The 11,932-nt window shown below is 52.2% G+C and carries 12 protein-coding genes; 4 read left to right on the top strand and 8 right to left on the bottom strand.

Annotated features, from left to right (window positions below; translation table 11 throughout):
* Positions 1 to 100 precede the first annotated feature (100 nt).
* Positions 101 to 358: a 50S ribosomal protein L27 gene (gene rpmA, locus ABXT62_RS03455; RefSeq protein ID WP_415357149.1), complete on the bottom strand. Its 258-nt coding sequence runs from the start codon at positions 356 to 358 to the stop codon at positions 101 to 103.
* 15 nt (positions 359 to 373) lie between these two features.
* Entirely contained in the window at positions 374 to 682 is a 309-nt protein-coding gene (gene rplU / locus ABXT62_RS03450) for a 50S ribosomal protein L21 (RefSeq protein ID WP_415357148.1), read from the bottom strand.
* Between the two features lie 290 nt (positions 683 to 972).
* On the opposite strand from rplU, the gene ABXT62_RS03445 reads away from it, so the two are divergent.
* Positions 973 to 1,935, top strand: coding sequence for a polyprenyl synthetase family protein (locus ABXT62_RS03445; protein ID WP_415357147.1), 963 nt, complete (start codon positions 973 to 975; stop codon positions 1,933 to 1,935).
* 19 nt (positions 1,936 to 1,954) lie between these two features.
* Positions 1,955 to 3,592, top strand: coding sequence for a glucose-6-phosphate isomerase (gene pgi / locus ABXT62_RS03440; protein WP_415357146.1), 1,638 nt, complete (start codon positions 1,955 to 1,957; stop codon positions 3,590 to 3,592).
* A 31-nt stretch (positions 3,593 to 3,623) separates the two neighbouring features.
* Here the strand turns inward: pgi and ABXT62_RS03435 are convergent, their stop codons facing one another.
* From ABXT62_RS03435 to ABXT62_RS03425, 3 genes are read right to left on the bottom strand one after another with little or no spacing between them, the layout of a single operon-like run.
* A complete protein-coding gene (locus ABXT62_RS03435; RefSeq protein ID WP_415357145.1) occupies positions 3,624 to 4,973 on the bottom strand; it encodes a phosphomannomutase in 1,350 nt (449 codons plus the stop codon).
* An 11-nt stretch (positions 4,974 to 4,984) separates the two neighbouring features.
* The gene (gene galU / locus ABXT62_RS03430) at positions 4,985 to 5,812 is read right to left on the bottom strand and encodes a UTP--glucose-1-phosphate uridylyltransferase GalU (protein WP_415357144.1); all 828 of its coding nucleotides are present in this window, start codon (positions 5,810 to 5,812) and stop codon (positions 4,985 to 4,987) included.
* 28 nt (positions 5,813 to 5,840) lie between these two features.
* Complete coding sequence (locus ABXT62_RS03425) at positions 5,841 to 7,250, bottom strand: mannose-1-phosphate guanylyltransferase/mannose-6-phosphate isomerase (RefSeq protein ID WP_415357143.1); 1,410 nt, start codon at positions 7,248 to 7,250, stop codon at positions 5,841 to 5,843.
* A gap of 247 nt (positions 7,251 to 7,497) precedes the next feature.
* Between ABXT62_RS03425 and fabA the strand changes: the two genes are divergently transcribed.
* Positions 7,498 to 8,013 (top strand): 3-hydroxyacyl-[acyl-carrier-protein] dehydratase FabA, encoded by a 516-nt coding sequence (gene fabA, locus ABXT62_RS03420; protein ID WP_415357142.1) that lies wholly within the window; start codon positions 7,498 to 7,500, stop codon positions 8,011 to 8,013.
* 4 nt (positions 8,014 to 8,017) lie between these two features.
* Positions 8,018 to 9,244 carry a beta-ketoacyl-ACP synthase I gene (gene fabB, locus ABXT62_RS03415; protein ID WP_415357141.1) on the top strand — a complete coding sequence of 409 codons (1,227 nt, stop codon included), beginning with the start codon at positions 8,018 to 8,020 and terminating at the stop codon, positions 9,242 to 9,244.
* A gap of 61 nt (positions 9,245 to 9,305) precedes the next feature.
* Here fabB and glp read toward each other — a convergent pair whose 3' ends face one another.
* The 3 genes from glp to ABXT62_RS03400 are packed head-to-tail and all read right to left on the bottom strand — an operon-like array spanning position 9,306 to position 11,925.
* Entirely contained in the window at positions 9,306 to 10,520 is a 1,215-nt protein-coding gene (gene glp / locus ABXT62_RS03410) for a gephyrin-like molybdotransferase Glp (RefSeq protein ID WP_415357140.1), read from the bottom strand.
* A gap of 2 nt (positions 10,521 to 10,522) precedes the next feature.
* Positions 10,523 to 11,041 (bottom strand): molybdenum cofactor biosynthesis protein B, encoded by a 519-nt coding sequence (gene moaB, locus ABXT62_RS03405; protein ID WP_415358257.1) that lies wholly within the window; start codon positions 11,039 to 11,041, stop codon positions 10,523 to 10,525.
* Positions 11,042 to 11,055: 14 nt separating this feature from the next.
* The gene (locus tag ABXT62_RS03400) at positions 11,056 to 11,925 is read right to left on the bottom strand and encodes an SDR family oxidoreductase (RefSeq protein WP_415357139.1); all 870 of its coding nucleotides are present in this window, start codon (positions 11,923 to 11,925) and stop codon (positions 11,056 to 11,058) included.
* Positions 11,926 to 11,932: the final 7 nt, after the last annotated feature.

Genomic DNA, 11,932 nt, shown 5'->3' with positions numbered 1-11,932 from the left:
TTAGTCACCAAAATCTCTGATAGCTGGGACCATCGTGGGCATAAAAAAAAGCCCCGTCAATTGACGAGGCCTTTGATCGCTTGGCTTGTCTGCCATCGATTCAGGCGCTCACGACCTGCACAAACTTGCGGCTTTTCGGGCCACGAACAATAAATTCTATCTTGCCATCTGCCTTCGCGAACAGCGTATGATCTTTGCCGATACCCACATTTTCCCCTGGGTGAAAGCGCGTGCCACGCTGACGCACGATGATGTTACCTGCCTTCACTGCCTCACCGCCAAAGCATTTGACGCCCAGACGTTTGCTTACCGAATCGCGCCCGTTACGGGTACTACCACCAGCTTTTTTATGTGCCACTGTCCAAGCCCTCCCTTAAGCCGTAATACCCGTGATCTTCACTTCAGTAAACCACTGGCGATGGCCAGTTTCTTTGCGAAAGTGCTTACGGCGATTAAATTTAATGATTTTGATCTTCTTATGACGTCCGTGGGCAATCACTTCAGCGGATACTTTTCCGCCAGCGACCAGCGGCGTGCCAATCTTAATCTCAGCGCCACCGACCATCAGAACCCTATCGAATTCAATAGTTTCACCAGTGGGTACTTCAATTTTTTCCAGTTTAAGGGTCTCGCCCTCAATAACACGGTGTTGCTTGCCACCGCTTTCTATTACTGCGTACATAGTGCGCTCCGTTTAATTAGCCTTCTCGCATTTAAAATAATCCCTTGTAAATCAAGGGGGCAGAGCCAGGCACAAACAGTTGAATTGACTCTTAACGACTGCAATCAAGCACAGTAGCATCCAGAGGGCGGCGATTTTACTTAAATTGGAGGGGCGGAGCAAGGGTTAATTTAACATAAAAACAAGGGGTTGCGATTGGTCTCGGCGGAGTCGTCCGAACATCCCCAGCTTGACAGGTCAGTGGGCGCACCCTAGCATGCGCTTGCACTTTTCATTCGCAATCACACCCTATGCATCAAATACACGCCACCGTCGCACAGGACTTCGAGCGAGTTAATCAACTCATCATCGAACAACTCCACTCTAACGTTGATATGGTGGAAAACGTCGGGCATTACATTATCGATGCCGGCGGCAAACGACTCCGGCCCCTGCTGGTGCTCCTCAGCGCCTCCGCCTTAGGGGAGTGTAGTGACGAGCATGTCACCTTTGCTGCGATTGTCGAATTTATTCATACCGCTACCCTGCTACATGACGACGTGGTCGACATTTCCACTCTGCGCCGTGGGCGCCCCACCGCCAATGCTAAATTTGGCAACGCCCCTTCAGTATTAGTCGGCGACTTCCTCTATACACGCGCTTTTCAATTGATGGTCCAGCTAGGAAGCATGCCTATACTGACCCATATGGCAGAGACCACCAATATTATCGCTGAAGGTGAGGTGCTGCAATTAACCCGCGCAGGTGATGTAAACACGAATGAAGTGCAATACTTGGACGTGATTACGCGAAAAACCGCTATTCTGTTCGCGGCGGCCTGCTACGGTGCTGCTACTCTGTCTGGCGAGAAGGAAAAAAACCGGGACACCCTACGAGAATTTGGCCTCAACCTCGGCATCGCCTTCCAAATGATTGACGATGTTCTGGATTACGACGGCAATGCCGACACGATGGGTAAAAATGTGGGGGATGACCTCACAGAGGGTAAAGTCACCCTGCCCCTCATACACGCGCTACTCGAGGCCAGTGCTGCTGAGCAAGCGATTATCCGCCATGCAATCACTGAAAAAAATACCGACCAGATCGATCAAATTATTGCTATCGTCAGACGGTGCGGCTCCATCGACTACACTCAAGCACGAGCTAGACACCACTATAACCTCGCGCTGGAGAAATTGGCTATACTACCTTGCAGCAAAGCGCGTGATGCCCTTGAACGTCTCACGGAGCTATCGATCAACCGAGATCACTAAAACAGGGTAGGCACCATCAATGACAGCGCACATGCTCCTACCAGACCTTCCAGCCTATGCAGAGGTAAAGGCCCACGCTGCAGCATTGAAGCAGGCGTCGCTAGAACGACTTTTCAAGGAGGATGATAGTCGCGCTGAGAAATTCACCCTCGAAGCTGCGGGCCTGCAACTTGATTACTCTAAACACCTACTAAACCACGATGCTCTAGCATCTCTGCTCAATCTGGCAACACAGGCTGGGCTACACCAGAGTATCGTCGACCTGTTTAGCGGGAAACCTGTCAACAACACAGAGAATAGACCCGCACTGCATACGCTACTGCGGGCCTCCAGTAGCGAGGGACACACCGACAAATTCAAAGACGTGGTGGCAACCCGAGGCCGCATGCAGGCCATTGCGCAAAGGCTTAACCGGGGCGAGCATACTGGCTATTCGGGCGCGGTCATTACGGATGTCGTCAATATTGGGATTGGCGGCTCCGACCTCGGTCCGAGACTGGTCACGTCGGCATTAAAGCCCTTCCGAGGCAATATCCGATGTCACTATGTGGCCAATGCGGATCCGGCAGATCTGCAAGAGACGTTACTGCACCTAGATGCGGCTTCCACACTGTTCATTATCTGCTCAAAATCCTTTCGCACCGAGGAAACTCTTGCCAATAGCCTCGAAGCACGAGCGTGGATGTTAACTGCCGGCGCCAAAGCGACGGAACTGGAAAAACATTTCCTGGCCATCACTACCAATCTGCAAGCAGCAGAAGACTTCGGCATACCCGCGGGCCACTGCCTACCCTTATGGGACTGGGTAGGCGGTCGTTACTCAGTGTGGTCTGCGATTGGCCTCAGCTGCGCCATTGCTGTTGGCTGGGAGAGGTTCGCCGAATTTTTGGCTGGGGCCGAATCGATGGACCAACATTTTTACACCTGCGCGCCGAGTGCCAATATGCCCCTGCTTATGAGCCTACTGGAGCTATGGTACTGTAATTTTCTCGGCGCCAAAAATCATGTAGTGCTGCCCTATGACCATAGCCTGGAACGTTTGCCTGACTTCTTGCAGCAACTGACCATGGAAAGCAACGGCAAGCGTGTCAGTGTCGACGGCCAGCCTCTTGATTACACGACTGGCCCGGTTCTATGGGGCTCAACTGGCACCTTGGGCCAGCATTCTTTTCATCAGCTATTACACCAAGGCCAACTGCTGTGTCCTGTGGATTTTGTACTCCCGCTGACGACTCATACCGGCATGGCACAGCAACATTTAAACCTAGTGGCCAACTGTTTGGCGCAGAGCCGCACACTGATGGTAGGCCGCTCACTCAAGGCCGCCAAAGACGCTTTGCTACAGCGCGGACTGGATAACAAAAAAGCAGAAGACCTTGCCCCGCACCTAGTGATGCCGGGCAATCGCCCCAGCAGTGTCATTACTATGGAATCGCTTAATCCGGCGACTCTGGGTGCGCTGTTGGCGCTGTATGAACACCGTACCTTTTGCAGCGCCCGACTGTGGAACATTAATCCCTTCGATCAATGGGGCGTTGAATTAGGGAAGGAAATCAGCGTGGGTATATCGCAAAAACTGCAAGACACAGACAATAGAAACATTATGGATGGTGCTACTGAACGACTAATACAGCGCTGGAAAAATGCTCAGAAGTGAGCCGACATCAGACCCACTTCAACCCCTCAGATCAGGCGTCAATCAAGGCCAGTAGCTCTGTCGTTTTCTCTTTCATGAGAGCTTGATCGCCACGACTTTCCACATTCAGGCGCACTAGTGGTTCGGTATTAGACATTCGGACATTGAAGCGCCATTCGCCCATAGACATGCTCAAACCGTCGACGTGCTCAACAGATTCTGCTTGGTCGCGATAGACCGCTTCTATCTTCGTCAGCACCGCCATCGGATTTTCAATGGTGCGATTGATCTCCCCACTGCAGGGATACGCCGCCATGCGCTCAGCGACTAGTCTGGAAAGCGGCTGACCACTGCTACTAATCAAACCCGCTACCAATAGCCAGGGAATCATACCGCTGTCACAATAAGCAAAATCACGAAAGTAATGGTGGGCGCTCATTTCACCACCATACACTGCATTTTCGAGCCGCATCCGCTCCTTGATAAACGCGTGGCCGGTTTTGCTCTGTACCGCCTCGCCACCCAATGACTGCACAATATCAACTGTGTTCCACGTCAGTCGCGGATCATGAACGATGCGAGCTGGACCTTGCTGCTTCAAAAATGCTTCAGCTAATAGACCGACCACGTAGTAACCTTCTATAAAATTACCATCTTCGTCGTAGAAAAAGCAGCGGTCGAAATCTCCGTCCCAGCCCAACCCGAGATCTGCCCCATGGTCTCGCACGGCGGCTGTTGCAGCGACGCGATTCTCTGGCAACAGTGGGTTAGGTACACCGTTTGGAAAGTTTCCATCCGCATTATGATGAAGCTTGATAAACTCAAACGGCAAATGCTGCTCCAGCAGGTCAACTACCCGGCCCGCTCCACCATTTCCCGCATCTACCACGATTTTAAGCGACTTCAGGCTGGCGGTATCGACATAGGACAACAGATGCTGCACATAAGCTTCGGACGTATTCAGTGGATACCACTGTCCGCGCTCAGCTGCTGGCGTAAACTGATCCTGCTCAGCCAACTTCTTGATATCGAACAGGCCAGTATCCCCGGAAATCGGACGCGACTCCTCACGCACGAATTTCATCCCGTTGTAATCCTTTGGGTTATGACTAGCCGTGATGGCGATACCACCATCCATACCGGCATGCGATGTAGCGAAGTATATTTCTTCAGTACCACACAGGCCGATATCGTACACATCAACGCCCTGCTCGAGCAGACCCTCGGTCACAGCGGCCTTAATGGCTTCGCTGGTCAAACGTATGTCGTGCCCCACAACCACCTGCCGGGGCTTGACGACGTCAGCGTAGGCACGCCCGATACGACGAGCAATGTCGTCGTTGAGTTGATCTGGAACTCGCCCACGGACATCGTAAGCCTTAAAACAGGTAATTTCTTGCACACGGCGCTCACTTATTTTGGCAGGTAATAGTTCTCATAGATAAAGTTCGTGGCCTCTACAAAGCCCGGAACACTGCCACAATCGAAGCGACGCCCTTTGAATTTGTAGGCCATGACACATCCGTTTTGAGCCTGAGTTTGCAGCGCATCGGTGATCTGAATCTCACCGTTGGCGCCGGGCTTGGTCACACGAAGAATATCGAATATATCCGGCGTGAGTATATATCGCCCGATGATCGCCAAGTTCGACGGTGCGTCCTTGGGGTCTGGCTTTTCCACCATCTCATCAACTCGATAAACACCGTTGCTCAGGCTCTCACCTCGAATGACTCCATACTTATGTGTTTCATCTTCCGGCACTTCCTGAATAGCAACAATGGAACATCGAAATTGCTTAAAAAGTTGCACCATCTGAGATAACACCCCAGAGCCATTATTCATGCATAAATCGTCCGAAAGCAGAACGCCAAAAGGTTCATTTCCTATCAGCGGTTCTCCAGTAAGAATCGCATGTCCCAGACCTTTCATTTCGCGTTGGCGCACCTGAGTAAAAATACCCTTTTCCAGAACGCCGCGGATACCTTCGAGGTACGCTTCTTTGCCGCTACCAGAAATCTGATGCTCGAGCTCATAACTAATATCAAAATGATCGGTAATCGCGCGCTTTCCGCGACCGGTGACCATTGCGCATGTCGTCATGCCTGCTTCAATGGCCTCCTCGACCCCATATTGCACCAGTGGCTTGTTAACCACCGGCAGCATTTCTTTGGGCATACTTTTAGTGGCGGGAAGAAATCGGGTACCATAACCTGCCACGGGAAATAGACATTTTTTAATCAAAGCAATAATCCTCTATTTTGAGCCCGCATCATTGACTGCGGCCGTATACGTCTTCAAAGCGCACAATATCATCTTCGCCCAAATACGCTCCAGACTGAACTTCAATTATTTCCAACGGTATATGTCCAGGATTGGCGAGGCGATGTTTATGGCCTAGTGGTATATAGGTGGACTCATCCTCTGCCAACATAAACACTTTATCCTCACAGGTGACCTCAGCAGTGCCCTTGACGACGATCCAGTGCTCAGCGCGATGATGATGCATCTGCAAAGACAGTCGTTGCCCAGGGTTGACGACAATACGCTTCACCTGAAAACGCTCTGACGTTATGAGCGATTCATAGCAGCCCCAGGGGCGATAAACGCGTCGGTGCAGAGTGGCTTCCGGACGTCGCCCTTGCTTTAATGCTGTAACGATGCGCTTAACGTCCTGCACTTTATCACGGTCGGCGATAAGTATCGCATCCGCAGTTTCGACGACCACGAGGTTTTCCACTCCTGTCGCAGCCACCAGACGCGATTCGCTGCGAAAATAACTTCCACGGCAGTTGTCCATAATGACATCTCCCCGAAATACGTTACCGTCCGCGTCGCGCTCGGCCACCTCCCACAAAGCGGACCACGCGCCTACGTCGCTCCAACCACAATTGAGGGAAACTACGGCTCCGGCGTCTGTCTTTTCCATGACAGCATAATCAATACTGTCAGATGGACACCGCTCAAATAGCTGGGCGTCAGGCCGCACAAAATACATATCGGCCGTCGCGGCGTGCATCGCCTGTTCGCAGCACGCCAAAATGTCAGGTGCGCGCTTACCCAACTCATCAAGATAGGTTTGTGCACGCAACAGAAACATTCCGCTGTTCCACAGGTAGCCACCACTTTCCATATAATCGTGAGCTACAGCAGCGTCGGGCTTTTCAACAAAACGCTCCAACTCGTACAGGTCATCTGCCAGGCCAGGCCCACATTTGATATAGCCATAACCTGTCTCGGGCGCCGTGGGAACCACGCCAAAGGTCATCAACCTGCCCTCACCGGCAAACGGCAGAGATTTTTCGACCGCTGCAATAAAGGCCTCGACATCCGTAATCAAATGATCTGCTGGCAATACCAGTAAAATGGATTCCGGATCTATGGTAACAGCCTGTAAGGCCGCCAACGCTAACGCCGGCGCGGTATTGCGTCCCTGTGGCTCAAGAATCAGGGCACTGGGCTGCAAGTCCAACTGTCGTAGTTGCTCCGCTACCATAAAGCGGTGTTCCTCATTGCACACTACGATCGGCGCAGCAGCTTCCAAGCCGCTAGTGCGCCGCAGGGTTTCCTGTAACATCGTGAGCTCCCCAGCCAGCGCTAAAAACTGTTTAGGGTGGCTCTCTCTGGAGACTGGCCACAACCTACTGCCTACGCCACCAGAAAGAAGTACGGGTGTTAACATCCAAATCCCCTGTAATGTGAAGAACCAGTCTACATGACCATACTATGCAACATCGGGTCGCAAAACACAGCCGCTGCTTGATGTTAACTGAACGCTATATTTTTGACCAGTAAACCACTGGACTTGTGACTCCCAACTATTAAAATAGGCGCACAAATTGCGCACTCGTATTATCCGCGGCAAACAGGCCTATTTATTTTGTGGTTGGAAAACAATATACCTCGCTCAAAGCAATACTGGAAAATCTATGATTGGTAAAGACACATACTCCAAAGACGAACTGATCGCTTGCGGCAAGGGTGAGCTCTTTGGCGTGGGAAATGCTCAACTACCGATAGACAAAATGTTGATGATTGACCGTATTGCTCATATCAGTTCGGAAGGGGGCAATTATGGTAAAGGGGAAATCATCGCCGAGCTGGATATCAACCCTGACTTGTGGTTTTTCCAATGTCACTTTCCAGGGGATCCGGTCATGCCCGGATGTCTTGGCTTGGACGCTATGTGGCAGCTCCTCGGGTTTTTTCTCGGATGGCGGGATAACCCCGGACGAGGACGCGCATTAGGCTGCGGAGAGGTCAAGTTCAGTGGCCAAATACTCCCCAGCGCGAGCAAAATAGTCTATAAGATTGATATCAAACGTGTGATTGAGCGCAAGTTAATCATGGGTATTGCCGACGGGGCCCTCTCGGTTGACGGCACTGAAATTTATGTTGCAAAAGATTTGCGAGTCGGCCTATTTAAATCAACGGAGTCTTTTTAGTCCTATGCGTAAACGAATAGTTATCACAGGTCTGGGCATAGTCTCCTGTCTGGGCAACGATGCCGACACAGTTTCGAAGTCTCTGTATGAAGGCCGCTCTGGCATCACGGCCAATCAGGAACAGATCGACATAGGCATGCGTTCGCATGTCTCAGGTTCTCCAATAATTGACATCGAAGCACACATCGACCGAAAAAAATTGCGCTTTATGGGCAATGCAGCAGCTTATGCCTATATCGCGATGCAGCGGGCAATCGATGACGCCGGGCTACAAGAATCCGAGGTTTCTCACGAACGCACAGGGATAATAGCCGGCTCAGGAGGAGCCTCTTCTTTGAGTCAGACCGAAGCCTCAGACATCATGCGCGAGCGCGGCCTGCGCCGCGTTGGCCCTTATCGTGTCACCCAAACTATGGGCAGCACGGTGTCCGCTTGTCTTGCCACACCCTTCAAAATCAAAGGCGTTAATTATTCAATCTCTTCAGCGTGTTCCACTAGTGCTCACTGTATTGGAAACGCCATGGAGCAGATTCAGCTGGGCAAACAAGACATAGTATTTGCCGGCGGTGGCGAGGAATTACACTGGACACTCAGTTGTTTATTTGACGCCATGGGCGCGCTATCTACCAAATACAATGACACCCCGGAACGTGCCTCCCGAGCCTATGACGCCAACCGAGACGGCTTCGTCATAGCGGGAGGTGGCGGTATGCTGGTGGTAGAAGAACTGGAGCATGCCAAAGCTAGGGACGCTAAAATCTATGCGGAATTAGTGGGCTACGGTGCCACATCTGACGGTTACGACATGGTCTCACCCTCCGGCGAAGGCGCTGTGCGCTGCATGCACCAAGCGCTGAGCACTGTCGAAGGATCGGTTGATTACATTAATGCCCATGGCACCAGTACACCCGCAGGCGACATTCAAGAACTGAAGGCCGTTCGAGAGGTATTCCGGGGTGGGGACAAGACACCAGTGATTGGCTCCACCAAATCGCTGTCCGGCCACTCTCTTGGTGCTGCTGGCGTGCAAGAGGCGATTTATTCACTGTTAATGCAGCAGCAGGGCTTTATCGCCGCCTCGGCCAACATCGAGGCACTGGACCCGCAAGCTGACGGTTTACCTATCGCGCTTGCGCGTCATGACGATGTCGATTTGCAACGGGTGATGTCCAACAGTTTTGGATTCGGTGGAACTAACGCTTCTCTCGTGTTTCAGAAGTTTTCCGATTAGCCATGACAGCGCAGGCAGACTGATATTCTAAGAGGGGCGCGCAACGCTAACAGCGTCTCAATTACCCCGCTATCGAATCAAGCAGTATTATTTCTAAGGTATCGCCTTCAGATACGACAACGCCAGGCGGAATCACTGCCAATGCATTGCTATGACTTACCGAACTGAGCACGCCGGAGCTCTGGTTTGAAAATTTCTTCGCTAGCAAGCCCTGCGATGTGTTTTCCACAATAACGCGGAGGTAGTCTTGTCGACCACCTGGCTTACTAACCGAGAAGGCGGCCACCGCCTGCAAGCGAGGTGACTCAGGCTCAGCAACACCCTGCATTTTTAAAAGGAACGGGCGTGCTATCAAGCAAAAAGTAACAAAAACAGAGGTGGGATTCCCTGGCAAGCCAATGAACGATGTATTGCCAATACTCCCAAAAGCCAGAGGTTTGCCCGGTTTTATTGCAAGCTTCCAAAGATCCAGTCGCCCCAGACGCTGCACTTGGGCCTTAACATGGTCTTCCTCACCCACTGAAACACCACCAGTGGTGATAACACAGTCGGCAAGCTCGCTGGCATTCCGCAGCGCCTGTGCAGTAGCATCTGCGTCATCCACAACCATTCCGCAATCGACAAATTCCATATGAAGATTGCTCAACAATCCGGCTAAGGTATAACGGTTTGAATTATAAATTCCACCCTCGGGCAACTCACCGCTACCCGGTTCAAACAACTCGTCGCCGGTTGATAGCACGGCGACACGCAATGGACGATAGACCTTAGCGCGCGCACAGCCAATGGAGGCCAACATCCCCATGTCCTGAGGGCGTAATATGCGTCCCTTTTCCAAAACAGTGTCGCCAGACTTTATATCCTGTCCACGATAACGAATATTCTGCCCTGTTATCACAGAGCCTGACACGCTCACTTTGCCGGCTACTTCAGTACAGTTTTCCTGCATCACCACCGCATCCGCACCGGCAGGAATCGCTGCTCCGGTAAAAATTCGAGCGGCGCAAGCCTCCTCCAAAGGTGAGCCAACAGTGCCGGCAGGAATACGCTGACTTACAGCGAGCGTTTGCTCCGTATCACTGGCACGTAAGGCATATCCATCCATCGCACTATTATCAGCCGGCGGGACGTCGATTGTTGACAATACATCCTGGGAAAGCACGTAACCATGAGCATCGAGAAGAGGCACATCAATCGTCTCATTGATGTGCTGAGCAGCGGAGAGAACCATTGCCAGTGCCTCTGCAACCGGCATCAAAGGGGTCAAGGGGGGCAAAGTCACTCGTGTTCAAGCACGCTGAGCACGCCAACGAAATTACAGGGGCGGTGGCCACTATCCAGCTGCTGACAAATAAGGCCGTTCCATGCTGTCTTACAGGCGCCGGTGGAACCTGGCATACAAAATATGACGGTACTGTTGGCAAAGCCCGCAAGGGCACGAGACTGCACTGTCGAAGAGCCAATCTCCTCATAAGACAAGGCGCGAAACACCTCCCCAAACCCATCAATCGCTTTATCAAAGAGCGGTCGCACTGCCTCGGGGGTAGAGTCCCTCCCCGAAAACCCTGTGCCGCCAGTCATGAGCACTGCATTGATGCCCACGTCAGCAATCAGTGCCGACAGGACCGCGCGTATCTGGTAAATATCGTCGCGCACTATGGTTCTGTTCCCAGTGTGGTGCCCTGCTTCCTCCAGCGCTTTGACCAGAAAGTCTCCGGACGTATCGTTTTCCCGCGTGCGCGTATCGGACACTGTTAAAACTGCTATGGACAGACCCTTTAAATTTTCGTCGGTCATTAGACCCATACTGCTCACTCCTGCTGCTGCTGCTCGTAATACTGTTTCACCACATCGCCAATCGCACTGCGCCAAGGAATCTGTCTAACGGCAAATGTATTGCGTATCTTGCTGCAGTCGAGTGTCCGATTGAGCGACCTCAACTCATCAGTCTCCCGCTCCAGTTGCACCGCCAAAGGGCTGAACTCAAAAAACTGCGAGGCACAAGCCAGCAAGGCCTCCGCAAATTCATAATAGGTAGCCGCATCAGAACTGCCATAGTGATAAGTTCCCCATGGTTCCAACCCCGTACCCAGCTGATCAAGCACCGCCAATAGGACCCTAGCACCATCATCGGCGGCGACCGGACAACCACGCAAGTTATTGTCCAGCACCAAACTATCGCCCCCGCGCAGCGAGCCCAGCAATCGCGTAATGAGATTCATGCCCTCACTGGAGAAGACAGGACCAAACCGCAATATTAGGTGGCGCAAGCAGACATCGGCGACGATGTGTTCAGCACGCGCAAGGAGACGGCCAGCGACTTCCTCGTTATCTGGCGAGTCCTCCTCCAGGTAGGGTCTCTCCAGTTCGCCAGAGAAGACCGTCGAACTAGAGACATAGAGGTAAGTAGCATCGGTTCGATGACAGGCCTTGGCCACCCAGTGGCAGCGTTGCAAGTCCAGCTCCTGAATCTGCGGACCACCCTCTCCAGCAAAGTCTATACGAAGATCAACAACCACATCGCTCTTCGCGCGTACGATACTTTTTTTCGCCTGTCGCTCGCTCTTCCAGCGACAGGCTGAGCAACTCATGGACACCAATTCGTGGCGCCCTGACAGTGCTTGTCGACGGATCAACGCGACGCCTAGAGGCGTATCGGATCCCAATACGAGTACACGCATCTTCGAT

It is taken from the genome of Halioglobus sp. Uisw_031 (assembly GCF_047729875.1).
Taxonomy (GTDB): domain Bacteria; phylum Pseudomonadota; class Gammaproteobacteria; order Pseudomonadales; family Halieaceae; genus Marimicrobium.
This window is presented reverse-complemented; position numbering and strand designations above follow the sequence as displayed.

Bases quoted from the DNA above. Each gene is read 5' to 3' on its own strand.
- rplU (WP_415357148.1), bottom strand. From the start codon at position 682: ATGTACGCAGTAATAGAAAGCGGTGGCAAGCAACACCGTGTTATTGAG.
- ABXT62_RS03445 (WP_415357147.1), top strand. From the start codon at position 973: ATGCATCAAATACACGCCACCGTCGCACAGGACTTCGAGCGAGTTAAT.
- pgi (WP_415357146.1), top strand. From the start codon at position 1,955: ATGACAGCGCACATGCTCCTACCAGACCTTCCAGCCTATGCAGAGGTA.
- ABXT62_RS03425 (WP_415357143.1), bottom strand. From the start codon at position 7,250: ATGTTAACACCCGTACTTCTTTCTGGTGGCGTAGGCAGTAGGTTGTGG.
- fabA (WP_415357142.1), top strand. From the start codon at position 7,498: ATGATTGGTAAAGACACATACTCCAAAGACGAACTGATCGCTTGCGGC.
- fabB (WP_415357141.1), top strand. From the start codon at position 8,018: ATGCGTAAACGAATAGTTATCACAGGTCTGGGCATAGTCTCCTGTCTG.
- moaB (WP_415358257.1), bottom strand. From the start codon at position 11,041: ATGACCGACGAAAATTTAAAGGGTCTGTCCATAGCAGTTTTAACAGTG.
- ABXT62_RS03400 (WP_415357139.1), bottom strand. From the start codon at position 11,925: ATGCGTGTACTCGTATTGGGATCCGATACGCCTCTAGGCGTCGCGTTG.